This window comes from Pseudomonas sp. D2002 (assembly GCF_013385735.1).
Taxonomy (GTDB): Bacteria; Pseudomonadota; Gammaproteobacteria; order Pseudomonadales; family Pseudomonadaceae; genus Aquipseudomonas.
In genome coordinates this window covers 38,927-61,190 of the sequence record NZ_JACAPL010000004.1, presented here as the reverse complement: position 1 = coordinate 61,190, position 22,264 = coordinate 38,927, and the positions used below count along the sequence as shown (strand labels likewise).

Genomic DNA, 22,264 nt, shown 5'->3' with positions numbered 1-22,264 from the left:
CGCCGTCTACCTAATTAGCTAAATCCGTGGTATCTGAGGCTTTTTTCATGCAGGCGTATCAACGCGATTTCATTCGTTTTGCCATCGATCGCGGCGTTTTACGCTTCGGTGAGTTCACCTTGAAGTCCGGGCGCACCAGCCCGTACTTCTTCAATGCTGGCTTGTTCAACTCGGGTTCGGCCCTGGCTCAGCTGGGTCGTTTCTACGCGGCAGCCATCGTCGAAAGCGGCATTTCCTTCGACGTGCTGTTCGGCCCGGCCTATAAGGGCATCCCTTTGGCGGCCGCTACCGCCGTGGCCCTGGCTGAACATCATGAGCTGGACTTGCCATGGTGCTTCAACCGCAAAGAGGCCAAGGCCCATGGCGAAGGCGGCAGCCTGGTGGGGGCTCCGCTCAAAGGTGACGTGCTGATCATCGACGACGTGATCACCGCCGGCACTGCTATCCGCGAAGTGATGCAGATCATCGCTTCCCAGGACGGCGCCAAGGCCGCCGGCGTGCTGATCGCCCTGAACCGCCAGGAGCGCGGCAACGGTGAGTTGTCGGCGATCCAGGAAGTGGAGCGTGATTTCGGCATTCCGGTGGTGAGCATTGTTTCGTTGAACCAGGTGTTGCAGTTCCTGGAAGATGACCCGCAGCTCAAGCAGCATTTGCCAGCGGTGCGTGCTTACCGTGAGCAGTTCGGCGTCTGACACGCAAATTCATCTGGGACGTGGACCAATGTGGGAGCTGGCTTGCCTGCGATAGCATCACCTCGGTACAACTGATTTACCGAGGTGTCAGCATCGCAGGCAAGCCAGCTCCCACATTTGGATCGAGTTCAAATAAAAAGGCCCCGCTCAATTGGATTGAGCGGGGCCTTTTTATTGACAGCGATTAAGGACGCTTGCGGTTACTGATCAGCGTGCCCACACCGGTATCGGTGAAGATTTCCAACAGGATCGCATTCGGCACGCGACCATCCAGGATCAGCGAACTACCCACGCCGCCTTGCACTGCTTCCAGTGCGCAACGGATCTTGGGCAGCATGCCGCCGTAGATGGTGCCGTCGGCGATCAGCTCGTCCACTTGCTGGGTGGTCAGGCCGGTCAACACCTTGCCTTCCTTGTCCATCAAGCCGGCGATGTTGGTCAGCAGCATCAGCTTTTCAGCTTTCAGTGCCTCGGCCACCTTGCCGGCTACCAAGTCAGCGTTGATGTTGTAGGACTCACCATTGGCACCCACACCAATTGGCGCGATCACCGGGATGAAATCACCCTTGACCAGCAGGTTCAGCAGGTCGGTGTTGATGCCGATCACTTCGCCTACCTGGCCGATGTCGATGATTTCCGGCTGGGTCATCTCCGGCGTCTGACGGGTAACGGTCAGTTTTTTCGCGCGGATCAGCTCCGCGTCCTTGCCGGTCAGGCCGATGGCGCTGCCGCCATGACGGTTGATCAGGTTGACGATGTCTTTGTTGACCTGGCCGCCGAGGACCATCTCCACCACGTCCATGGTCTGCGCGTCAGTGACGCGCATGCCATCGATGAAGTGACTCTCGATCGACAAACGCTTGAGCAGGTCGCCGATTTGCGGGCCGCCACCGTGCACCACCACCGGGTTGATCCCGACGGCTTTCATCAACACGATGTCGCGGGCAAAGCCGGTTTTCAGCTCGTCGCTTTCCATGGCATTGCCGCCGTACTTGATCACCAGCGTCTTGCCGACGTAGCGTCGAATGTAAGGCAACGCTTCGGACAGGACCTTGGCAGTATTGGCAGCGGCTTCGCGTTCGAGGGTCATTCAGGGCTCCGGTAAAAAATCAGAACGGTAATTGGAGATCAGGGGCAACACGTTTCAACTGGGCGTGGAACACGTCCTTGATGCGCTGCAACTCAGCCTCGGTATCCGCCTCGAAACGCAGGACCAGCACCGGTGTGGTATTGGACGCGCGAACCAGGCCCCAGCCTTTGGCGTAATCGACTCGCACACCATCAATGGTGGTCAGGTTGGCGCCTTCGCCCCATTGCGCATCGTGCAGTGCGTCAATGATGCTGAATTTGCTCTCCTCGGTCACATGGATATTGATCTCTGGCGTAGAAATATCATTCGGGAAGGTCTGAAACAGCTCCTGCGCCGTCGATTTTTCCTTGCTGAGGATCTCCAGCAGACGAGCGGCACTGTAAATGCCGTCGTCAAACCCGAACCAGCGCTCTTTGAAAAACACATGGCCGCTCATTTCGCCGGCCAACAGCGCGCCGGTTTCTTTCATTTTCTTTTTGATCAACGAGTGACCGGTCTTCCACATTAGTGGGCGACCGCCGTATTCCTTGATCAGCGGCGTGAGGCGGCGGGTGCATTTCACGTCGAAGATGATTTCGGCGTTGGCGTTGCGTGCCACCACGTCGCGGGCAAACAGCATCAGCAGACGGTCGGCGAATACGTTCTCGCCGGTGTCTGTCACCACACCAACGCGGTCGCCGTCACCGTCGAAGGCCAGGCCCACGTCGGCGCCGGTTTCCTTGACCTTGGCGATCAGGTCTACCAGGTTTTCAGGCTTGCCCGGGTCCGGATGGTGGTTGGGGAAGTTGCCATCGACGTCGCAGAACAGCGGGATCACTTCGCAGTTCAGCGCTTCGAGCAGTTGCGGGGCGATCACGCCGGCCGCGCCGTTGCCACAGTCCACAACCACTTTGAGGCGGCGGGCAAGTTTGACGTCGCCGGTGATCTGGTCGGAGTAGCGCTGAAGAATGTCGACCTTGGTGACGCTGCCGGTGCCGCTGGTCAAGTCGTTGGTCTTCAGGCGGTCGTGCAGGGCCTGGATCTGTTCGTTGGCCAGGGTGTCGCCGGCGATAACGATCTTGAAACCGTTGTAGTCCGAAGGGTTGTGGCTGCCGGTGAGCATCACCCCGGACTTGCCGGCCAGTACGTTGGCGGCGTAGTACAGCGCAGGCGTCGGCACCAGGCCGACATCACTGACGTGGCAGCCGCTGTCGGCCAGGCCCTGGATCAGTTGCTCGACCAGCTCGGGGCCGGACAAGCGGCCATCACGGCCGACCGAGACGTTGGGTTCGCCCTGGGCCAGGCTCTGGGAGCCGATGGCGCGGCCGATCCAGTAGGCGGTTTCGGCAGTCAGGGTTTTGGGCACCACGCCACGAATGTCGTAGGCGCGAAAAATGCTGTCGGGGAATGTCGGGGCTACTCGGGCTGCGGTACTCATCGCGTGGGGAAACTCCATCTGAAAGGGGCAAAGCTGGCCTGAATGTGGCTGACCGGCGGGCGCAAACTGAAGGGTATGACGGCTTTTTCGGCAGAGAGTTCGTGGTGCAAAAGTGCCACCGGAGTCGGTACTCCATGTTTGTGGTCGCGTAATGCATTGATTTCAATGGTGAAATCTCGCTGAATAAATCCGCGCATTCTCCGTCCTGAAAAGCCCTGCGGTGGCATGGGGCCGGGCAAGCGTGCCCGGCCTGATTCAGCTTAGTCAGTGGCTGCCGGAATGCCCGAAACCGCCAGCACCGCGTTGGGTCTCGTCGAATTCCTGTACCAGTTCGAAGTGCGCCTGCACCACCGGCACCAGTACCAGCTGGGCGATGCGCTCGCCGACGGCAATGTTGAAGGCGGTTTGGCCACGGTTCCAGCACGACACCATCAGCTCGCCCTGGTAATCGGAGTCGATCAGACCTACCAGGTTGCCCAGCACGATGCCGTGCTTATGGCCGAGGCCCGAGCGTGGCAGGATCAATGCGGCCAGGCCCGGGTCGCCGACATAGATCGACAGGCCGGTCGGAATCAGAAGGGTCTGGCCCGGCTCAAGGACAGTGTCCTCTTTGAGCATGGCGCGCAGGTCCAGCCCGGCGGAGCCTGGGGTGGCGTAGGCCGGCAGTGGGAATTCGTTGCCGATGCGTGGGTCGAGGATCTTGGCTTGCAAAGCGTGCATGTAAATTAAACCTGGTTCAGCCGTTGGGCGATAAATGAGATCAGTTGGCGGGCAATCTTGCCTTTGCTGGTCTGGGCGAAAACGGTGGCGTGCAACTCGCGGTCGATCACGCTGATGGCATTTTCCTCACTGTTGAAGCCAATGCTCGGGTTGGCGACATCATTGGCAACGATCAGGTCGAGGTTTTTGTCTTTCAATTTGCGTGCGGCGTAGTCCAGCAGGTGTTCGGTCTCGGCGGCAAAACCGACGCTGAACGGGCGGTCTGCGCGCGTGGCGATGGATGCCAGAATGTCCGGGTTGCGCACCATTTGCAGGAGCAGGCCATCGCCACTTGTAGGGTCTTTCTTGAGTTTTTGCGGGGCGACGACTTCAGGGCGGTAGTCCGCAACCGCAGCCGAGGCGATAAAGAGGTCGCAGGGAATCGCGGCCTCACAGGCCGCCAACATGTCCCGGGCGCTGACTACGTCGATGCGCGTGACCCGATCAGGGGTCGGCAAATGCACCGGGCCGGTGATCAAGGTGACGCGCGCGCCTGCCTCAACCGCCGCTTCCGCCAAGGCAAAGCCCATTTTCCCTGAGCTATGGTTGGTGATGTAGCGCACCGGGTCGATGTTTTCCTGGGTCGGGCCGGCGGTGATCAGCACGTGCTTGCCGGTCAGGGCCAGGTGCTGGAAGCACTCGGCGGCGCACAGTGCCAGGTCGGTGGCTTCGAGCATGCGGCCCATGCCGACGTCGCCGCAGGCCTGGCTGCCGGACGCCGGGCCGAACACCTTGAGGCCACGGCTTTGCAGGAGCTGGGTGTTGGCTTGGGTGGCCGGGTCGCGCCACATGGCCTGGTTCATGGCCGGGGCAATGGCGACGGTGGCGTCGGTGGCCAGTACCAAAGTGGTCAGCAGGTCATCGGCGATGCCTTGGGCCAGGCGGGCGATCAGGTCGGCAGTTGCCGGGGCGATCAGCACCAGGTCAGCCCACTTGGCCAGCTCGATATGGCCCATGGCGGCCTCGGCTGCCGGGTCCAGCAGGTCGAGGTGAACCGGGTGGCCGGACAAGGCTTGCATGGTCAGTGGGGTGATGAACTCACTGCCACCGCGGGTCATGACCACGCGCACTTCGGCGCCTTGGTCCAGGAGCCTGCGAACCAGCTCTGCGCTCTTGTAGGCGGCAATGCCGCCGCCGACGCCGAGAACGATGCGTTTCCGATACAGACGCTGCATTGGTTTGCCTTTCCAGTTCAGTGATGCCAGTTCAGTGACGCCTGCGATGCCCCCTCCCCAGGAGAAATCGCACGCAAAAAAGAGGGCTTAAGATAACACAGCGTCCGCTGGGCAACAGCGGCGCACCTGGCCCATATCAATGGAAGGGAGATGGGATGAGTATTCGCGATTGGCCTGTGGCGGAACGTCCACGGGAAAAGCTGTTGGAATGGGGCGCGGCGAGCCTGTCGGATGCCGAGCTGTTGGCGATCTTCCTGCGCACCGGTGTGTCTGGCCGCAGCGCGGTCGACCTGGCGCGGTATTTGTTGGCGCAATTCGGTGGCCTTCGACCGTTGCTGGAGGCCAGCCAGACGGTGTTCAGCCAGCATTTGGGGTTGGGCCCGGCGAAATTTGCCCAGTTGCAGGCGGTGCTGGAAATGTCCCGGCGCCATTTGGCCGAGCGCCTGCGCGCTGACTCGGTGCTGGAGAGCCCGTTGGCCGTGCGCGATTACCTCAAGGCGTTGTTGCGGCATGAGCCCCACGAGATCTTCGGTTGCCTGTTTCTCGACTCAAAACATCGCGTTCTGGGCTTTGAGGCGTTGTTCCACGGCACCATCGACGCCGCCATCGTTTACCCCCGGCAAGTGGTCAAGCGCGCCCTGGCGTACAACGCGGCGGCTTTGATTTTGTGTCACAACCATCCTTCCGGGAGCGTCGAGCCGAGTGCGGCTGATCGAAAATTGACCAAGTTGCTGCAAAAGGCGCTGGAAGTGGTGGATGTGCGGGTGTTGGATCACATCATCGTGGGCGATGGCGACCCGCTGTCGATGGCGGAATACGGGTGGATGTAGCCCCGCCCCAGTGGGGCGGGGCCGTTTGTCAGGGCTTGACGCTGACTTTGGAAAAGTCCTGCCGCCCGAACGGGCTCACTTGATAGCCCTCGACATTCTTGCGAGCCAAGGCAAAGGCGGTTGGGTGCGCCAGTGGCAGCCACAGTGCCTGCTGCTGGATCTGCGCCTGGGCCTGTTGATACAGCTTGCTGCGCACGCCTTGCTCACTGGTGGTCTTGCCGGCGCTGATCAGTTTGTCCAGCGCGGGGTCGCAGTAGCGGGCGAAGTTGGTGCCGGATTTCACCGCCGCGCAGGAGAATTGCGGGGTCAGGAAGTTGTCCGGGTCGCCATTGTCGCCGGCCCAGCCCATGAACAGCAGGTCGTGTTCACCGGCCTTGGCGCGGCGAATCAGCTCGCCCCACTCGATCACGCGGATCTCAGCCTGGATGCCGATCTTGGCCAGGTCGGCCTGCAACAGCTGTGCGCCGAGGTTAGGGTTGGGGTTCAGCAGGCTGCCGGTGGGGCGCGTCCAAATAGTGGTCTTGAAACCGTCCTTGAGCCCGGCGCGGTCGAGCAGCGTCTTGGCCTTGGCGATGTCCTGTGGATAACCTGGCAAGTCCTTGGCATAGCTCCAGGTATTGGGCGGATAAATGCCATTCGCTGCCTCGGCGGTGCCCTCAAACACGGCCTTGAGGTAGCTGTTCTTGTCGAAGGCCAAGTTGATCGCCTGGCGCACTTCCGGCTTGTCCAGCGGCGGGTGCTGGCTGTTGATGGCTACGAATGCGGTCATGAACGCGGCGGTTTTTTCCACCTTCAACGCCGGGTCTTTTTCGGCTTCGCCCACGTCCAGCGGCTTGGGTGACAGGGCAATCTGGCATTCGTCGCGATGCAGTTTCTGCAGGCGCACGTTGGCGTCCGGGGTAATGGCGAAGAGCAAGTTATCCACAGCCGGTTTGCCGGCGAAGTAATCCGGGTTGGCTTTGTAGCGAACCACGGCATCTTTCTGGAAGCGCACAAAAACGAACGGCCCGGTGCCGATCGGTTGGCTGTTGAGTTTCTCCGGTGTGCCGGCTTTCAACAGTTTGTCGGCGTACTCAGCCGGGTAGATCGAGGCAAAGCCCATGCTCAGGGCGGCGAGGAAGGTCGAGTCGGCGTGGTCGAGGGTGAAGCGTACGGTCAGCGGGTCGAGCGCATCGATCTTCTTCACCAGTGTCGGCAATTGCAGCGACTGCGCATGCGGGAAGCCGCTCTGGGCGATCTTGTGCCATGGGTTGGCCGGGTCGAGCATGCGTTCGAAGCTGAAACGCACGTCTTCGGCCGTCAGGGTGCGGCTTGGAGTGAAGTAGTCGGTGCGGTGGAATTTCACCTGCGGGTGCAGCTTGAAGGTGTAGGTCAGGCCGTCCGGCGAAACGTCCCAGCTGTCCGCGAGGCTCGGCACCAGCTTGCCGCTGGTGGCGTCGTAGTCCACCAGGCGGTTCATCAATACGTCTGCAGAGGCGTTGGTGGTGGTCAGCGAGTTGTATTGCACCACGTCGAACCCTTCTGGGCTGGCTTCGGTGCAAACGCTCAAGCTGGTGGCAGCCAGGGCCGCGGGCGCGATAAATAGAGGGGCTAGCAATAGCGGTAGGGCAGCGAGGCGCATATTCGGTTTCCTTTGCAGATCGAAGGCCCATCTGCGAGTGCAGTCTGGAAAAAGCCTACCGTAGTGGGCCGACGGATAAATGACCAGTCCATTTTTGCCTGTGCTTTTGGCGCAAATGCTGTTTTGATGGCGCCTCAGCGCGTTTCGCCGTGCACTTCATCGTGCGGGCGGGCGCTGTAAATCATTCTGTGCGACGAGCGGTCGGCCGTGACAGCGGCCCCTCCTGGCAACGGTTCAGGCGTCTGTCGCCGAGATTTATGCCGGTAAAAATACACGGGCTGTTGTTGCACTGGGGTCTTTCTGGTATAAAGCAGCGCTCTTTTCTAGGGGCCCGGTTCCTTCACTGTAGGTGTAGCCGGTAAGACCCTAAAGAAACGCGGCGCCTGGCGCCAAATGACTGAGAGATTAAGCGGCCAACCCATGCCGGGTTGGGCATGTGGTTTTAGAGGGCTGAGGCATGTCGAGAGTCTGTCAAGTTACCGGTAAGGGTCCGGTGACTGGGAATAACATTTCCCACGCAAATAACAAAACCCGTCGTCGTTTCCTGCCGAACCTGCAGCATCACCGCTTCTGGGTTGAAGAAGAGAAACGTTTTGTTCGCCTGCGTGTATCTGCTAAAGGCATGCGTATCATCGACAAGCGTGGCATCACTGTCGTGCTGGCCGAAATCCGTGCCGCTGGCAAGATCTAAGGAGCTCTATCATGCGTGAATTGATTCGAATGATCTCTAGCGCCGGTACTGGTCACTTCTACACTACCGACAAGAACAAGCGTACTACCCCGGACAAGCTCGAAAAGAAAATGTTCGACCCGCGCGTTCGCAAGCACGTGATCTACAAAGAAGGCAAAATCAAGTAATTGATTTTCTTCCTTGTGAAAAAAAGCCCGTCTCTCACGAGTCGGGCTTTTTTTTGCCTGAAATGATCGTTCCCACGCTCTGCGTGGTAACGCCTCCTGTGACGCTCCGCGTCACGCGTTCAAGAGCAGGCGCGGAGCGCCTTGGGCTGCATTCCCACGCGGAGCATGGGTACGATCGCTGATCAGGCTTTCTGTTCGAACACCACGTAGATCTTGCGGCAGGGCTCCAGCACTTCCCAGGTGCCGCTGAACCCGGCCGGGATGACAAAGCGGTCGCCGGCACGCAGAGTCTTGGCGTTGCCGTCGGCATCGCGCAATACCGACACACCTTGCACAATCTCGCAGTACTCATGCTCGGTGTAATTGACCTTCCACTGCCCGACTTCACCTTCCCAGACCCCGGCGCTCATCTGGCCGCATGGGCTGTTGTAGTGGTTGTAAATGGTTTGCTCGGGGTCGCCCTTGAGGATTTTTTCGGCAGCCGGGCGGTAGCGGTCTGGGGCGGTGCTGGCTTGGCTGAAGTCGACGATGTCCTGGATGCTCATGTGCGTGTCCCGTCTGGCCTGCGGTTGGAGAGCCCAAAGTCTATGTTTATTAAAATGAACATCGCAAGGGCGTTTACCGGGCTTGTGTCAAATATATTGAAACACCCCCAGCCGCTGGTTTAGGGTGGCAGCTGCCTTGAGCCGAACAGCAGGCTGGCCGGGCAAGAATTCTTTGAGGCTGCCGGGGGACATCACCTGGCCCTTGTATTCAACAAGAGGAGGACACTCGCATGACCACCCTGACCCGTGCCGACTGGGAACAACGCGCCAAGGATCTGAAGATCGAAGGCCGCGCCTATATCAATGGTGAATACACCGCTGCTGTTTCCGGCGACACGTTCGAATGCATCAGCCCGGTCGATGGCCGCTTGCTGGCCACGGTTGCCAGCTGTGACGCCGCCGACGCCCAGCGCGCCGTCGAAAATGCCCGCGCCACGTTCAATTCCGGTGTCTGGTCGCGCCTGGCGCCGGCCAAACGCAAGTCCGCCATGATCCGTTTCGCCGCGCTGCTCAAGGCCAATGCCGAAGAGCTGGCGCTGCTTGAAACCCTGGACATGGGCAAGCCGATCAGCGATTCCCTGGGCATTGACGTGCCTGGCGCAGCCAATGCGCTGAGCTGGAGCGGTGAAGCGATCGACAAAATTTACGACGAAGTCGCAGCCACGCCACACGATCAGTTGGGCCTGGTGACCCGCGAGCCGGTCGGCGTTGTCGGCGCGATCGTGCCGTGGAACTTCCCGTTGATGATGGCCTGCTGGAAGCTGGGGCCGGCGCTGTCCACCGGTAACTCGGTGATCCTCAAACCGTCCGAAAAATCCCCGCTGACCGCTATCCGCATCGCCGCCCTGGCGGTTGAAGCCGGTATTCCAAAAGGCGTGTTCAACGTGCTGCCGGGCTACGGCCACACCGTGGGCAACGCGCTGGCGCTGCACATGGACGTCGACACGCTGGTGTTCACCGGTTCCACCAAGATCGCCAAGCAGCTGTTGATCCGCTCCGGCGAGTCGAACATGAAGCGTGTATGGCTGGAAGCCGGCGGCAAGAGCCCGAACATCGTGTTTGCCGATGCCCCGGACCTGCAAGCTGCCGCCGAATCCGCTGCGGGCGCCATCGCTTTCAACCAGGGCGAAGTTTGCACCGCCGGTTCGCGCCTGCTCGTCGAGCGTTCCATCAAGGATAAATTCCTGCCGCTGGTGATCGAGGCCCTTAAAGGCTGGAAGCCAGGCAACCCGCTGGACCCGGCAACCAACGTCGGCGCAATGGTGGACACCCAGCAGATGAACACCGTGCTGTCATACATCGAAGCCGGCCACGCCGACGGCGCCAAACTGGTGGCGGGCGGCAAGCGCACCCTGGAAGAAACGGGCGGTACTTATGTTGAACCGACGATTTTCGACGGTGTGACCAACGCCATGAAGATCGCCCAGGAAGAGATCTTTGGCCCTGTGCTGTCGGTGATCACCTTCGACAGCGCTGAAGAAGCCATCGCCATCGCCAACGACACCGTTTATGGCCTGGCCGCAGCCGTATGGACCGCCGATATCTCCAAGGCACACCTGACGGCCAAGGCTTTGCGCGCCGGTAGCGTGTGGGTCAACCAATACGACGGCGGCGACATGACGGCACCGTTTGGTGGTTTCAAACAGTCGGGTAACGGTCGCGACAAGTCGCTGCACGCATTCGACAAGTACACCGAGTTGAAATCGACCTGGATCAAGCTGTAACCCTGTAGGAAACACCGCAGGCCAAATGTGGGAGCGGGCTTTTGTGGGAGCTGGCTTGCCTGCGATAGCATCACCTCGGTGTGACTGACACACCGAGGTGCTTGCATCGCGGGCAAGCCCGGCTCCCACACAAGCCCGCTCCCACACTGTTTTGTGTGTTCTCAAAATTATCCACAGGAGCGTGGAAATGCGTTGGGCGACTTATTTCGCCGTCCTGGCCTCGGTACTCAGCGTTGGCCTGGCCCTGGGCGTCAGCATGCCGCTGGTGTCCCTGCGCCTGGAAGGCTGGGGCTATGGCAGTTTCGCTATCGGCGTCATGGCGGCAATGCCGGCTTTCGGCGTGCTGCTGGGCGCCAAGGTTTCCAGCCGGATGGCCTCATGGCTGGGCACCGCCAACCTGATGCGCCTGTGTTTGTGGGCGGGTGCCGTCTCCATCGGTTTGCTCGCAATCTTGCCCAGCTACCCGGTCTGGCTGGTGTTGCGGCTGATGATTGGGGTGATCCTGACCATCGTGTTTATCCTCGGCGAAAGCTGGATCAACCAGTTGGTGGTGGAGCAGTGGCGTGGCCGCCTGGTGGCGCTGTATGGCTGCAGTTATGCCTTGAGCCAACTGTCGGGGCCGTTGCTGCTGGGCGTGCTCGGCACCGACCATGATTACGGTTTCTGGGTCGGCGTTGGCTTGCTGATGGTCGCGCCGCTGCTGTTGCTCGGTCGTTCCGGCGCGCCGACCGCTGAATCCTTCAGCGTGACGTTCAGTGATCTATGGCGCTTTTGCCTGAGCCTGCCGGCGATTGCCTGGGCGGTGGCGTTATTCGCTGCGTTCGAAGCGATGATCCTGACGCTGCTGCCGGTGTATTGCCTGCAACAAGGGTTTACGGCCGAGGTTGCCTTGGCCATGGTCAGCACGGTGGTGATCGGCGACGCATTGCTGCAATTGCCCATCGGCGCTTTGGCTGATTACCTGCCGCGTCGCACGCTGTTCTTGAGCTGTGCGGTGTTGCTGCTGATGTCGAGCCTGGCGATTCCGCTGTTGTTGCACACGCCACTGATCTGGCCGGTGTGGGTGATCTTCGGCGCCAGCGCCGGTGGGTTGTTCACCTTGTCGCTGATTTTGATCGGCGAGCGTTACCGCGACGATGCGCTGGTACGCGCGAATGCCCACGTGGCGCAGCTGTGGGGCATCGGCTGCCTGATTGGGCCGCTGGTGGCGGGCGCGGGCAGCCAGTGGATCAGCGGGCATGCATTGCCGTGGCTGATGGCGGCGGGAGCGTTGGGGCTGGTGGTGTTGTTGCTGCGCCAAGGGGCATTCGGTGCCGCCCAGCCTGCTTGATTTGAAATGCAATTAACTGTGGGAGCGGGCTTGCTCGCGAATGCGGTGGATCAGTCAATACTTCCATCAACTGACACACCGTCTTCGCGAGCAAGCCCGCTCCCACATTTGCTCTGCATTGGCCCCTAGAGCATCCGTTCCAGGCCGACTGAAGTAGCAAACCAGGCATTAAACCGGCGCCACCAACTGCCGGGCTCATGGCTCAGCGTGTGCAGTTGGCCGTTATCCTCGGTAACCCACACCACCTGGCCGTCCTGCAATTTCGCCTCATAGCTCAACGCTGGCGCCATGCCTTGCAGCGCCAGGTTGCGCACGTGTTCCGCCAGCTCGGGGCTGTCCACCAGCACGCCGACCTCGGTGTTCCACAGCACCGAACGCGGGTCGAAGTTGAACGAGCCGATAAACGATTTCTCCCGATCAAAGATCATCGCCTTGCTGTGCAGGCTGGAGTCCGAGCCGTGGAACGCGCCCCGGCGAAACAGGTGCGGGCCGCTGCCTGCACTCGGGTCGCCGGGCTGGCGGCGCAGTTCATAGAGTTTTACGCCATGTTCCAGCAATGCCTTGCGATACGGCGCATAGCCGCCGTGCACCGCCGGTACATCCGTGGCTTCGAGGGAGTTGGTCAGCAAACTCACCGACACGCCCGCATCGGCGCGGCCGGTCAGGTACACCAGCCCAGGCTGCCCCGGCACGAAGTACGCTGAAATCATGATCAGTTCATGGTTGACGCCTTCCAGCTCCGGCGCCAGTTGGGTGGTGAGCAGCAATCGCGGGTCCGGGTCGGCCTTGGCCAGCACCTTGCTCGGCGCATCCCACAACGCCTGGTTCCAGGCCCAAATAAGCTCGCGCCGCCAGATGTCCATGCGCGGCTGGGTTTGGTAGGTGCGCAAGCGGTTATACAGGGCGTGGTTCTGTTGGCGTGATTCGGCCAGCGAGTCTTGCAGGCGTACGCGTGCGGCGGCCAGGTCTCGTTTGGATGGGGCGGTGGAGACGAAGTCATCAATCGGCTTGCTCAGCGCGCTGTTCCAGTACTGATCAAAACTGTGGCCGAGCTGTTCAGCCACCGGCCCCACGCTGAGCATGTCGATATCGGTGAAATTCAAGTTGGGCTCGGCATCGAAATACTCATCGCCCAGGTTACGCCCGCCGACGATGGCCACGCTGTTATCCGCCAGCCACAGCTTGTTGTGCATGCGCCGATGTTGCAGCGACAGGTTGAACAAGCGGCCCATGGCCCGCGTCACGCCGGTGCTGCGGCCCAGATGCAGCGGGTTGAACAGGCGAATTTCGATTTGCGGGTGGGCGGCGAGGGTGGCGATGACTTGGTCGAGGCCGTCACTGGTGGTGTCGTCCAGCAGGATGCGGATGCGCACGCCACGGTCGGCGGCCTTGAGCAGTTCGTCCACAAGCATGCGCGTGCTGATCCCGTCGTGCACGATGTAGTACTGCAGGTCGAGGCTGCTCTGGGCGTTGCGGATCAGCTCGGCGCGGGCCATGAAGGCTTCGCTGCTGTTGGGCAGCAGGCGAAAGCCCGAGCGACCTTGATAGGGCGCCGCCTGGGCCTGGATCGAACGGCCGAACGCAGATTGCGCGGCGGGCAACGCATCGCTGGGGACGCGCGGACTGTCGACCGTAGCGCAGCCGCCCAGCGCCAGGGCGCCCAACAGGAAAAACGGTAAAAGCCGTCGAATCATCAAGGGCGCTGCTTCCAGGTCAGGGCAATTGTGGGCATATGACGGCTAAAACCGGCGAAAGGTCAGTCTGCCGCCTCTGCGAGCATCTTGATGGCTGCGGCCCCGACCTTGCGTACCGCTTCCTCGATCTGTGGGGTTGGCTTGGCAGCGTAGTTCATGCGCAGGCAGTTGCGGTACTTGCCGGAGGCCGAAAAAATGCTGCCCACCGCCACCTGAACGCCTTGCTCCACCAGTACACGATTGAGCTTGAGGGTGTCGAAGCCTTCCGGCAGTTCGACCCACAGCATAAAGCTGCCTTGAGGTCGGCTGGCACGTGTGCCGGCCGGGAAGTAGCGGCTGACCCAGTCGAGCATCAAGTCGCGATTACGCTGGTATTGAGTGCGCATCCGCCGCAAATGCGGTTCGAAGTGGCCGTTCTTGAGGAATTCGGCGATGGCAATCTGTGGTTGGGTCGCAGTGGAGCCGGTGCTGATGTATTTCATGTGCAGCACCCGCTCCAGGTAGCGACCGGGCGCTACCCAACCAATGCGTAAACCGGGCGCGAGGGTTTTCGAGAACGAGCTGCACAACAGTACGCGGCCGTCTTCGTCGAAGGATTTGATCGTGCGCGGGCGTGGGTAGCTGTAGGCCAATTCTCCATACACATCGTCTTCGATGATCGCCACGTCAAAGCGCTGCGCCAGCGTCAGCAATGCACGTTTGCGTGCCTCCGGCATGATGTAGCCCAAGGGGTTATTGCAGTTGGGCGTCAGCTGGATGACCTTGATCGGCCACTGCTCCAGGGCCAGCTCAAGCGCTTCGAGGCTGATGCCGGTGAGCGGGTCGGTCGGGATTTCCAAAGCCTTCATGCCCAGGCCTTTGAGGGTCTGCATGGCGCCGTGAAAGCTTGGCGAGTCCACGGCGACAATATCGCCCGGCTCGCAAATCGCGTGGATGCTGGCGGACAGCGCCTCGTGGCAACCCGTGGTGATCACAATGTCTTCGGCCGTCAGCTGGCAGCCGGAATCCAATGACAGTCGCGCAATTTGTTCGCGCAACTCCATACAGCCGAGGATGTTGTCGTAATACAGCCCCGGCAAGTCCTGGCGGCGACTCACCCGTGCAAGGCTGCGCAGCAAGGGTTTCAGGGTCGGCGACAATACATCCGGCATGCCTCGGCCCATCTGTATGACGTCTTTGCGCGGCACGGCGCGTATCAGTTCCAGCACCTGGTCCCATTGCGAAATTTCCACTGGCCGCTGGGCCGGGCGGCCTACCTCGGGCAGCGCCGGCAGCTCGCGCCCGACCGGCACAAAGTAACCGGACTTGGGCTTGGGCATCGCTAGGCCGTTGTCTTCCAGCAAACGATAGGCCTGTTGCACGGTGCTCAGGCTGACCCCGTGTTCCACGCTCAAGGCGCGCACCGAGGGCAGTCGATCGCCGGGGCGATAAAAGCCCTGTTCGATGCGCGTGCCCAGCAATTCGGCGAGGTTGACGTAAAGGGTCATGGCGGTCGCTCCCGAGGACCAGTACAGATAAGGCGAAAATACAGGATTCAGGCGTCCATGGGCAGCATCTGTATGGACTTAATAAAAGTAGGTTGAATCTGTAATGGTTTGGCGTGCGCGCTCACTCTAGTCACTCATGGCAACAGGCAAATGAGGGGCAGCAAAATGAGCGGCATAAGCGATGTGCGTCTGATGTTACACAGTCAGGAATTGCAGGCAGGGCAGGAGCGGGCGACGGCGCCGCGGGATATCAGCCGCTGGAGCCTGTTCTGGCATCGCCGCCACACGCGCAAGGCTTTGCTGCATTTGACCCACGAGCAACTGCGCGACGTTGGGCTGACCGCCGAACAAGCGCGCCAGGAAGGCCTGAAGCCGTTCTGGCGCGACTGATCACACCAGCTCTTTGAACCGATGCCAGAGCATCCCCAGCGCCAACAGCGGCGAGCGCAGGTGCTTGCCGCCGGGGAAGGTGATGTGCGGCACTTGGGCGAACAGGTCGAAACGGCCCTGCTGCTGGCCGCTGATGGCTTCGGCCAGCAGCTTGCCGGCCAGGTGCGTGGCATTGAGGCCGTGGCCGGCGTAGGCCTGGGCGTAATACACATTGGGTTGATCGGCCAGCCGGCCAATCTGTGGCAAGCGGTTGGCGCCGATGCCGATCATGCCGCCCCACTGATAGTCGATTTTCACCTCGGCCAGTTGCGGGAACACCTTGAGCATTTTCGGACGCATGTAGGCGCCAATATCCTGTGGGTCACGTCCTGAATAATGGCAGGCACCGCCGAACAACAGTCGTCGGTCAGCGGACAGCCGGAAGTAATCCACCGTCACCCGTTGATCACACACGGCCATGTTCTGCGGCAGCAGGTTGGCGGCCTGGGCTTGGCTCAACGGTTCGGTGGCGATGATGTAGCTGCCGGCGGGCAGTACTTTGCCGCTTAACTGCGGATTCAAACCCTTGAGGTAGGCATTGCAGGCCAGCACCAGGGTTTTGGCGCGCACGTTGCCGAGGGCGGTGTGCACGTTGACCTCGGGGCCGTAGTCGATGCGCGTGACCTCGGACTGTTCGAACAGCTTCACGCCCAACTGCTGTGCGGCGGCGGCCTCGCCGAGGGCCAGGTTCAGCGGGTGCAAATGCCCGGAACCCATGTCGATCATGCCGCCCACATAACGGTCGGATCCGATTACGCTGCTCATCTCGTTGGCTTGCAGCAGGCGTACTTCATGGCGATAGCCGAGGCTACGCAGTTCTTCGGCGTCTTCAGCCAGGCCTTGCAGGTGCCGGGGCTTGTTCGCCAGGTCGCAATAACCCCAGGTCAGGTCGCAGGGGATCTGATAGCGCTCGACGCGTTCGCGCACGATCTCCACGGCTTCCAGGCCCATCAGCTTCATCTGGCGTACACCGTCGGCGCCGATCACATTGGCGAACTGGTCCAGGCCATGGCCGACACCGCGAATCAGCTGGCCGCCGTTACGCCCACTGGCGCCCCAACCCATCTTGCGCGCCTCCAGCAGCACCACGCTGAAACCGCGCTCCGCCAGTTCCAGCGCCGTGTTCAGCCCGGAATAGCCGCCGCCAATCACGCACACATCGGCGCTGACTTCGCCCGTCAGCGCCGGGTATTCGGGCTGTGGGACGCTGCTGGCGGCGTAGTAGGAAGCGGTGTGCCGGGCGCTGGCGATCATGGGGAGCATCCCTGTTTGGAAAATTTGACGCAGGATACAGCGGTCGGACGACGCTGTCTGCGCAGGGCGTTTTGCGTCAGAATCCACGCTTATTCGCTGTTCGGTATGGGTTTCGATGAGTTGCAACAGTCAGAAAATCAGCGCGCTGCGCAGGCAAATTCCTTCGTTCGAGTGCGTGCCAGGTTGCCACGACTGCTGTGGGCCGGTGACCACCTCGCCCGAGGAAATGTCACGCCTGCCGCGTAAGACCGCTGCCGAGCAGGACGCCGCAATGGACGAGCTGAACTGTGTGCACCTTGGGCCGAATGGCTGCACGGTGTATGACGAGCGGCCGCTGATCTGCCGATTGTTCGGCACCACCAAGACCCTGCCGTGCCCCAATGGGCGGGGGCCGGTGGAGTTGATTCATCCACGGGTGGAGAAACAGATCCACGAATACATGGCCAGCACCCGGCAGGTGCTGGTCTAGCGACTGTACTCGGTCAAAATGTGGGAGCGGGCTTGCTCGCGAAGGCGGTGAATCAGTCGATGAGTCTGGTGACTGACACTCCGCTTTCGCGAGCAAGCCCGCTCCCACACAAGCCAGCTCCCACATTGACCGTAATGTATCGGTCAATCCGGGATTGGCAGGTTCAGGCTCTCCTTCACCTCTTCCATCACGATATAGCTCTTGGACTCGCGCACATGTGGCAGTTTGAGCAGGATATCGCCAAGCAATTTGCGGTACGACGCCATCTCCGAAATCCGTGCTTTCACCAGGTAGTCGAAATCGCCTGAGACCAAGTGGCATTCCAGCACGTGCGGCAGTTTCAACACCGCGCGGCGGAATTCTTCGAAGGTGTCGCCGGACTTGTAATCGAGGCTGATCTCGACAAATACCAGCAAACTCCCCTTCAAATGCTGCGGGTTGAGCCGCGCGTTGTAGCCCATGATGATGCCTTCACGCTCCAGGCGGCGAACCCGCTCAGTGCACGGCGTGGTCGACAGCCCGACTTTTTCACCCAGCTCCGTGAATGAAATTCGCCCGTCGGTTTGCAGGATGCGCAGGATGTTGCGGTCGATCTTGTCCAGCTCCCGCTTGGTCTGGGTGTTGGTACGCATAGGGGATACGCCTCTGTGAAAAGGGTTTTTGCCGAGAATTGTCGCCAAATATAGGTGCTTATATAGTGAAATGCACTGGCAATAGTTTTTTACACTGCGCTCATCATTGCTCGAATAACACACGTCAGCGGCCAAGCCCGCGATGAGGATATAAAAATGCGCGTTCTGGTCTTGGGTAGCGGCGTCATTGGGGTGACCAGTGCCTACTATTTGGCGCGGGCCGGCTTTGAAGTCGTGGTGGTTGACCGCCAGCCTGCTGCTGCCATGGAAACCAGTTTCGCCAACGCCGGCCAGGTGTCCCCGGGTTATGCCTCGCCCTGGGCCGCGCCGGGCGTGCCGCTCAAGGCGATCAAGTGGCTGCTGCAACGCCACGCACCGCTGGCAATCAAGGCCACCGCCGATATCGATCAATACCTGTGGATGGCGCAGATGCTGCGCAACTGCACGGCCAGCCGCTATGCGGTGAACAAAGAGCGCATGGTGCGCCTGTCCGAGTACAGCCGCGACTGCCTCGACGAACTGCGCGCTGAAACCGGCATTGCCTACGAAGGCCGTAGCCTCGGTACTACCCAGCTTTTCCGCACTCAGGCTCAGCTGGATGGCGCGGCCAAAGATATCGCCGTGCTGAAAGAGTCCGGCGTGCCCTTCGAATTGCTCGACCGCGACGGCATTGCCCGCGTGGAACCGGCCCTGGCCAGCGTCACTGATATCCTCGCCGGTGCACTGCGTCTGCCGAATGACCAGACCGGCGATTGCCAGATGTTCACCACGCGGCTGGTCGAGATGTGCAAACAGCTGGGCGTGGAGTTCCGCTTCGAACAGGACATCCAGCGCCTCGATTACGCGGGCGACCGCATCAACGGCGTGTGGATCGACGGCAAGCTGGAAACCGCCGACCGCTACGTGCTGGCCCTCGGCAGCTATTCGCCGAAGCTGCTCAAGCCGCTGGGGATCAAGGCGCCGGTGTACCCGCTCAAGGGTTACTCGTTGACCGTGCCGATCACCAACCCCGTGATGGCGCCCACCTCGACCATTCTGGACGAGACCTACAAGGTCGCGATCACCCGTTTCGACAACCGCATCCGCGTTGGCGGCATGGCTGAGATAGCCGGTTTTGACCTGTCGCTGAACCCGCGCCGACGCGAAACCCTGGAGATGATCGTCAACGACCTTTATCCTCAGGGCGGCGATTTGACCGAAGCCAGTTTCTGGACCGGTTTACGCCCGACCACACCCGACGGCACGCCGATTGTCGGTGCCACCCCATTCAAGAACCTGTTCCTGAATACCGGCCACGGCACACTCGGCTGGACCATGGCCTGTGGTTCCGGCCGCTTGCTGGCCGACCTGATGGCGAAGAAAACGCCGCAGATCAGCGCCGCAGGCCTCGATATTTCCCGTTACGGTAACCACCAGGAGTCCGCACGACATGTCAATCCAGCGCCAGCTCACCAATGAGCGCATGAGCCAGATCGTTGTTCACAGCGGTACCGTCTATCTGGCCGGGCAAGTCGGCGACGACATGAGTGCCGGAATCGAACAGCAGACCCGTGAAACCCTGGCCAATATCGAGCGTTTGCTGGACTTGGCCGGCACCGACAAAACCAAGTTGCTGTCGGTGACGATCTACTTGAAAGACATCGACGCCGATTTCGCCGGCATGAACTCGGTATGGGACAAGTGGCTGCCTAAAGGCGTCGCCCCGACCCGTGCCACGGTCGAAGCCAAGCTGTGCGAACCGGAAATTCTGGTAGAGCTGTCCGTCGTGGCCGCGCTGCCTTAAACCAAGATCCCTCTCCCGGTGCCGATGCTGCCTGTCGGTGCCGGTTTTTTCTTCACTCTGCCGCCTAGAAGCCTGCCGCCATGCGTCCTGCCCGTGCCCTGATCGACCTCCAAGCCCTGCGCCATAACTATCAACTGGCCCGTGAAGTCACGGGGGCCAAGGCCCTCGCCGTGGTCAAGGCCGATGCTTACGGCCATGGTGCCGTGCGTGTGGCCCAGGCGCTGGAAGCTGAGGCGGATGGCTTTGCCGTGGCGTGCATCGAAGAAGCGCTGGAGCTGCGTACCGCCGGGATTCGCGCGCCGGTGCTGTTGCTGGAAGGGTTCTTCGAAGCTGACGAGCTGCCGCTGATCATCGAGCATGATTTCTGGTGCGTGGTGCATTCGCTGTGGCAGTTGGAAGCCATTGAGCAAGCGCGGTTGACCACGCCCCTGACGATCTGGCTCAAGCTGGATTCCGGCATGCACCGTGTCGGCCTGCATCCCAAGGATTATCACGAGGCGTACCAGCGTCTGCTGGCCAGCGGCAACGTGGCGAAAATCGTATTGATGAGCCACTTCGCCCGCGCCGACGAACTCGACTGTGTACGCAGCAATGAACAAGTCGCGGTGTTTGAGGCGGCGCGCCAAGGTTTGTCGGCTGAAGTCAGCCTGCGCAATTCGCCTTCGGTGATGGGCTGGCCGAGCGTGTCCAGCGACTGGGTGCGCCCGGGCATCATGCTCTACGGCGCCACGCCGTTTGGCGAAGACCAGGCCATTGCCGCGCGTTTGCAGCCGGTGATGACCCTGGAGTCCAAGGTCATCTGCGTGCGCGAACTGCCGGCCGGTGAGCCGGTGGGTTACGGCGCCAAGTTCATCACGCCAAAGCCGATGCGTATCGGCGTGGTTGCCATGGGTTACGCCGACGGCTACCCGCGTCATGCGCCTACCGGCACGCCGGTGCTGGTGGCGGGGCAGCGCAGCCAACTGCTGGGCCGCGTGTCCATGGACATGCTGTGTGTCGACCTCACCGACGTGCCCCAGGCCGGGCTTGGTTCCACGGTGGAGTTGTGGGGCAAAAATATCCTCGCCAGTGACGTCGCGGCCGCCGCCGAGACCATTCCCTACCAGATCTTCTGCAACCTGCGTCGCGTGCCAAGGCTCTATTCCGGGGCTTGACCGCCGCCTACGAGTGGAGCCGGCCGGGATTTAGGCCCAAGTGTTGTAAATACTGAACGCTGTCGCCATGATAACGCTCAATTACAACAAAGCCTGAATCCTAGGAGGCTCCTGCATTGGACGTCGGCGAACGACTGCAATCCATCCGTAAACTGAAGGGTCTTTCCCAGCGTGAGCTCGCCAAGCGCGCGGGTGTCACCAACAGCACCATTTCGATGATCGAAAAAAACAGTGTCAGCCCCTCGATCAGCTCCTTGCGCAAGGTGCTGGGCGGCATCCCCATGTCCATGGTCGAGTTCTTTTCCGAGGAGATCCTCCAGGAAAAACCGACGCAGATCGTCTATAAAGCCAATGAGCTGATCGACATCTCGGACGGCGCCGTCACCATGAAACTGGTGGGCCGCGCGCACCCGAGCCGGGCGATTGCGTTTCTCAACGAGATCTACCCGCCGGGCGCTGATACCGGCGAAGAAATGCTCACCCACGAAGGCGAGGAAACCGGGATTCTGGTGGAAGGCCGACTGGAATTGGTGGTCGGTCTTGAAACTTTTGTGCTCGAAGCCGGCGATAGCTACTACTTTGAAAGCACCAAGCCGCATCGTTTTCGCAACCCGTTCGACGTGCCGGCGCGACTAATCAGCGCAGCCACACCCGCGAACTTTTGACAGAAGAGGCGTGCTGCCAGCGTTGCAGACACTCCCGCAGCTGTATTCCGCACGGCCGAATCTCCCTTTAGTTAATAGGGTTGTTTCGGCCGGTCGGGCTAACCGTTATACTTTCGCCGCCTGCGAAACCGTGGCCGCAGGCGTGAATAGCCACCATTGAGGGTGAACGCGTGAACCTAATTATGAAAATGCTGGCTGCACCAGCAACCGTACTGGCCCTATGGGCTGTCAGCGCTCAAGCTGCGACCAATGATGAAATTGCCAAGCGCCTGGAGCCTGTTGGCCAGGTCTGTGTTCAGGGCCAAGAATGCAAAGGGATGGAAGTTGCAGTGGCAGCGGGCGGCGGCGGCGGTGCAAAAACGCCGGACGACGTAATCGCCAAACACTGCAACGCATGCCACGGCACCGGCCTGCTGGGCGCACCGAAAATCGGTGACACCGCTGCCTGGAAAGACCGCGCCGATCACCAGGGCGGCCTCGACGGCCTGCTGGCCAAGGCGATCACCGGCCTCAACGCCATGCCGCCAAAAGGCACCTGCGCCGACTGCTCGGATGCTGAGCTAAAAGGTGCGATCGAGAAGATGTCGGGGCTTAAATAAACCGATCTTCGCCAAAAAGCCGCTGCCCAGCGGCTTTTTTGTGCCCGCGATTTGTAC

At 60.9% G+C, this 22,264-nt stretch carries 22 protein-coding genes and 1 pseudogene; 13 read left to right on the top strand and 10 right to left on the bottom strand.

The window, feature by feature from the left end; genetic code table 11:
* The first annotated feature begins 47 nt into the window (after positions 1-47).
* Entirely contained in the window at positions 48-692 is a 645-nt protein-coding gene (gene pyrE / locus HX783_RS09150; protein ID WP_177016689.1) for an orotate phosphoribosyltransferase, read from the top strand.
* A gap of 184 nt (positions 693-876) precedes the next feature.
* Here pyrE and argB read toward each other — a convergent pair whose 3' ends face one another.
* The 4 genes and pseudogenes from argB to coaBC all read right to left on the bottom strand — a co-directional run bounded on the left by argB (position 877) and on the right by coaBC (position 5,133).
* Positions 877-1,782, bottom strand: coding sequence for an acetylglutamate kinase (gene argB, locus HX783_RS09145; RefSeq protein WP_015886532.1), 906 nt, complete (start codon positions 1,780-1,782; stop codon positions 877-879).
* Between the two features lie 19 nt (positions 1,783-1,801).
* Positions 1,802-3,199, bottom strand: a pseudogene (locus tag HX783_RS09140) (phosphomannomutase/phosphoglucomutase); the annotation flags it as partial.
* A 264-nt stretch (positions 3,200-3,463) separates the two neighbouring features.
* A complete protein-coding gene (dut, locus tag HX783_RS09135; protein ID WP_110620471.1) occupies positions 3,464-3,919 on the bottom strand; it encodes a dUTP diphosphatase in 456 nt (151 codons plus the stop codon).
* A 5-nt stretch (positions 3,920-3,924) separates the two neighbouring features.
* Positions 3,925-5,133, bottom strand: coding sequence for a bifunctional phosphopantothenoylcysteine decarboxylase/phosphopantothenate--cysteine ligase CoaBC (coaBC, locus tag HX783_RS09130; RefSeq protein ID WP_159961004.1), 1,209 nt, complete (start codon positions 5,131-5,133; stop codon positions 3,925-3,927).
* A gap of 155 nt (positions 5,134-5,288) precedes the next feature.
* On the opposite strand from coaBC, the gene radC reads away from it, so the two are divergent.
* Positions 5,289-5,963, top strand: a complete 675-nt coding sequence (gene radC / locus HX783_RS09125; RefSeq protein ID WP_159961002.1) for a DNA repair protein RadC — start codon at positions 5,289-5,291, stop codon at positions 5,961-5,963.
* A 28-nt stretch (positions 5,964-5,991) separates the two neighbouring features.
* Here radC and HX783_RS09120 read toward each other — a convergent pair whose 3' ends face one another.
* Positions 5,992-7,584, bottom strand: a complete 1,593-nt coding sequence (locus HX783_RS09120; protein ID WP_177016688.1) for an ABC transporter substrate-binding protein — start codon at positions 7,582-7,584, stop codon at positions 5,992-5,994.
* A gap of 457 nt (positions 7,585-8,041) precedes the next feature.
* On the opposite strand from HX783_RS09120, the gene rpmB reads away from it, so the two are divergent.
* Both rpmB and rpmG read left to right on the top strand, forming a co-directional pair.
* Positions 8,042-8,275 (top strand): 50S ribosomal protein L28, encoded by a 234-nt coding sequence (gene rpmB / locus HX783_RS09115; protein WP_003176907.1) that lies wholly within the window; start codon positions 8,042-8,044, stop codon positions 8,273-8,275.
* A gap of 11 nt (positions 8,276-8,286) precedes the next feature.
* Positions 8,287-8,442, top strand: coding sequence for a 50S ribosomal protein L33 (rpmG, locus tag HX783_RS09110; RefSeq protein ID WP_003176906.1), 156 nt, complete (start codon positions 8,287-8,289; stop codon positions 8,440-8,442).
* A gap of 182 nt (positions 8,443-8,624) precedes the next feature.
* Here the strand turns inward: rpmG and HX783_RS09105 are convergent, their stop codons facing one another.
* Positions 8,625-8,987 carry a cupin domain-containing protein gene (locus HX783_RS09105; protein ID WP_015886527.1) on the bottom strand — a complete coding sequence of 121 codons (363 nt, stop codon included), beginning with the start codon at positions 8,985-8,987 and terminating at the stop codon, positions 8,625-8,627.
* Between the two features lie 230 nt (positions 8,988-9,217).
* Between HX783_RS09105 and HX783_RS09100 the strand changes: the two genes are divergently transcribed.
* On the top strand, positions 9,218-10,711 hold the full coding sequence (locus tag HX783_RS09100; protein WP_177016687.1) for an aldehyde dehydrogenase: 1,494 nt from the start codon (positions 9,218-9,220) through the stop codon (positions 10,709-10,711).
* A gap of 187 nt (positions 10,712-10,898) precedes the next feature.
* Positions 10,899-12,041, top strand: coding sequence for an MFS transporter (locus HX783_RS09095; RefSeq protein ID WP_177016686.1), 1,143 nt, complete (start codon positions 10,899-10,901; stop codon positions 12,039-12,041).
* Between the two features lie 125 nt (positions 12,042-12,166).
* Here HX783_RS09095 and HX783_RS09090 read toward each other — a convergent pair whose 3' ends face one another.
* Together HX783_RS09090 and HX783_RS09085 are read right to left on the bottom strand one after the other, a co-directional pair.
* Positions 12,167-13,735 (bottom strand): phospholipase D family protein, encoded by a 1,569-nt coding sequence (locus HX783_RS09090; RefSeq protein ID WP_177016685.1) that lies wholly within the window; start codon positions 13,733-13,735, stop codon positions 12,167-12,169.
* Between the two features lie 62 nt (positions 13,736-13,797).
* Positions 13,798-15,222 (bottom strand): PLP-dependent aminotransferase family protein, encoded by a 1,425-nt coding sequence (locus HX783_RS09085; RefSeq protein WP_159960992.1) that lies wholly within the window; start codon positions 15,220-15,222, stop codon positions 13,798-13,800.
* A gap of 165 nt (positions 15,223-15,387) precedes the next feature.
* Here HX783_RS09085 and HX783_RS09080 point away from each other — a divergent pair, with 165 nt between their 5' ends.
* Positions 15,388-15,612 (top strand): DUF1127 domain-containing protein, encoded by a 225-nt coding sequence (locus HX783_RS09080; RefSeq protein WP_177016684.1) that lies wholly within the window; start codon positions 15,388-15,390, stop codon positions 15,610-15,612.
* Here HX783_RS09080 and HX783_RS09075 read toward each other — a convergent pair whose 3' ends face one another.
* Entirely contained in the window at positions 15,613-16,905 is a 1,293-nt protein-coding gene (locus tag HX783_RS09075) for an FAD-binding oxidoreductase (RefSeq protein WP_177016683.1), read from the bottom strand. It lies immediately after the preceding gene.
* Positions 16,906-17,020: 115 nt separating this feature from the next.
* On the opposite strand from HX783_RS09075, the gene HX783_RS09070 reads away from it, so the two are divergent.
* A complete protein-coding gene (locus HX783_RS09070; protein WP_003176897.1) occupies positions 17,021-17,374 on the top strand; it encodes a YkgJ family cysteine cluster protein in 354 nt (117 codons plus the stop codon).
* Between the two features lie 143 nt (positions 17,375-17,517).
* Here the strand turns inward: HX783_RS09070 and HX783_RS09065 are convergent, their stop codons facing one another.
* Positions 17,518-18,006: an Lrp/AsnC ligand binding domain-containing protein gene (locus tag HX783_RS09065; RefSeq protein WP_003176896.1), complete on the bottom strand. Its 489-nt coding sequence runs from the start codon at positions 18,004-18,006 to the stop codon at positions 17,518-17,520.
* Positions 18,007-18,162: 156 nt separating this feature from the next.
* On the opposite strand from HX783_RS09065, the gene dadA reads away from it, so the two are divergent.
* The 5 genes from dadA (at position 18,163) to HX783_RS09040 (ending at position 22,207) form a co-directional block, all read left to right on the top strand.
* Positions 18,163-19,464 carry a D-amino acid dehydrogenase gene (gene dadA / locus HX783_RS09060; RefSeq protein ID WP_177016682.1) on the top strand — a complete coding sequence of 434 codons (1,302 nt, stop codon included), beginning with the start codon at positions 18,163-18,165 and terminating at the stop codon, positions 19,462-19,464.
* The gene (locus HX783_RS09055) at positions 19,436-19,789 is read left to right on the top strand and encodes a RidA family protein (protein WP_177016681.1); all 354 of its coding nucleotides are present in this window, start codon (positions 19,436-19,438) and stop codon (positions 19,787-19,789) included. Before dadA ends, HX783_RS09055 begins: the two co-directional genes overlap by 29 nt.
* An 80-nt stretch (positions 19,790-19,869) precedes the next feature.
* A complete protein-coding gene (alr, locus tag HX783_RS09050; RefSeq protein ID WP_177016680.1) occupies positions 19,870-20,943 on the top strand; it encodes an alanine racemase in 1,074 nt (357 codons plus the stop codon).
* A 116-nt stretch (positions 20,944-21,059) separates the two neighbouring features.
* On the top strand, positions 21,060-21,608 hold the full coding sequence (locus HX783_RS09045; RefSeq protein ID WP_017135864.1) for a cupin domain-containing protein: 549 nt from the start codon (positions 21,060-21,062) through the stop codon (positions 21,606-21,608).
* Between the two features lie 182 nt (positions 21,609-21,790).
* A complete protein-coding gene (locus tag HX783_RS09040; RefSeq protein ID WP_099488297.1) occupies positions 21,791-22,207 on the top strand; it encodes a cytochrome c5 family protein in 417 nt (138 codons plus the stop codon).
* Positions 22,208-22,264: the final 57 nt, after the last annotated feature.

What these genes read in the sequence shown, in the direction of transcription:
- pyrE (WP_177016689.1), top strand. Translation starts at nt 48, where the DNA reads ATGCAGGCGTATCAACGCGATTTCATTCGTTTTGCCATCGATCGCGGC.
- argB (WP_015886532.1), bottom strand. Translation starts at nt 1,782, where the DNA reads ATGACCCTCGAACGCGAAGCCGCTGCCAATACTGCCAAGGTCCTGTCC.
- dut (WP_110620471.1), bottom strand. Translation starts at nt 3,919, where the DNA reads ATGCACGCTTTGCAAGCCAAGATCCTCGACCCACGCATCGGCAACGAA.
- coaBC (WP_159961004.1), bottom strand. Translation starts at nt 5,133, where the DNA reads ATGCAGCGTCTGTATCGGAAACGCATCGTTCTCGGCGTCGGCGGCGGC.
- radC (WP_159961002.1), top strand. Translation starts at nt 5,289, where the DNA reads ATGAGTATTCGCGATTGGCCTGTGGCGGAACGTCCACGGGAAAAGCTG.
- HX783_RS09120 (WP_177016688.1), bottom strand. Translation starts at nt 7,584, where the DNA reads ATGCGCCTCGCTGCCCTACCGCTATTGCTAGCCCCTCTATTTATCGCG.
- rpmB (WP_003176907.1), top strand. Translation starts at nt 8,042, where the DNA reads ATGTCGAGAGTCTGTCAAGTTACCGGTAAGGGTCCGGTGACTGGGAAT.
- rpmG (WP_003176906.1), top strand. Translation starts at nt 8,287, where the DNA reads ATGCGTGAATTGATTCGAATGATCTCTAGCGCCGGTACTGGTCACTTC.
- HX783_RS09105 (WP_015886527.1), bottom strand. Translation starts at nt 8,987, where the DNA reads ATGAGCATCCAGGACATCGTCGACTTCAGCCAAGCCAGCACCGCCCCA.
- HX783_RS09100 (WP_177016687.1), top strand. Translation starts at nt 9,218, where the DNA reads ATGACCACCCTGACCCGTGCCGACTGGGAACAACGCGCCAAGGATCTG.
- HX783_RS09095 (WP_177016686.1), top strand. Translation starts at nt 10,899, where the DNA reads ATGCGTTGGGCGACTTATTTCGCCGTCCTGGCCTCGGTACTCAGCGTT.
- HX783_RS09090 (WP_177016685.1), bottom strand. Translation starts at nt 13,735, where the DNA reads ATGATTCGACGGCTTTTACCGTTTTTCCTGTTGGGCGCCCTGGCGCTG.
- HX783_RS09085 (WP_159960992.1), bottom strand. Translation starts at nt 15,222, where the DNA reads ATGACCCTTTACGTCAACCTCGCCGAATTGCTGGGCACGCGCATCGAA.
- HX783_RS09080 (WP_177016684.1), top strand. Translation starts at nt 15,388, where the DNA reads ATGAGCGGCATAAGCGATGTGCGTCTGATGTTACACAGTCAGGAATTG.
- HX783_RS09075 (WP_177016683.1), bottom strand. Translation starts at nt 16,905, where the DNA reads ATGATCGCCAGCGCCCGGCACACCGCTTCCTACTACGCCGCCAGCAGC.
- HX783_RS09070 (WP_003176897.1), top strand. Translation starts at nt 17,021, where the DNA reads ATGAGTTGCAACAGTCAGAAAATCAGCGCGCTGCGCAGGCAAATTCCT.
- HX783_RS09065 (WP_003176896.1), bottom strand. Translation starts at nt 18,006, where the DNA reads ATGCGTACCAACACCCAGACCAAGCGGGAGCTGGACAAGATCGACCGC.
- dadA (WP_177016682.1), top strand. Translation starts at nt 18,163, where the DNA reads ATGCGCGTTCTGGTCTTGGGTAGCGGCGTCATTGGGGTGACCAGTGCC.
- HX783_RS09055 (WP_177016681.1), top strand. Translation starts at nt 19,436, where the DNA reads ATGTCAATCCAGCGCCAGCTCACCAATGAGCGCATGAGCCAGATCGTT.
- alr (WP_177016680.1), top strand. Translation starts at nt 19,870, where the DNA reads ATGCGTCCTGCCCGTGCCCTGATCGACCTCCAAGCCCTGCGCCATAAC.
- HX783_RS09040 (WP_099488297.1), top strand. Translation starts at nt 21,791, where the DNA reads ATGAAAATGCTGGCTGCACCAGCAACCGTACTGGCCCTATGGGCTGTC.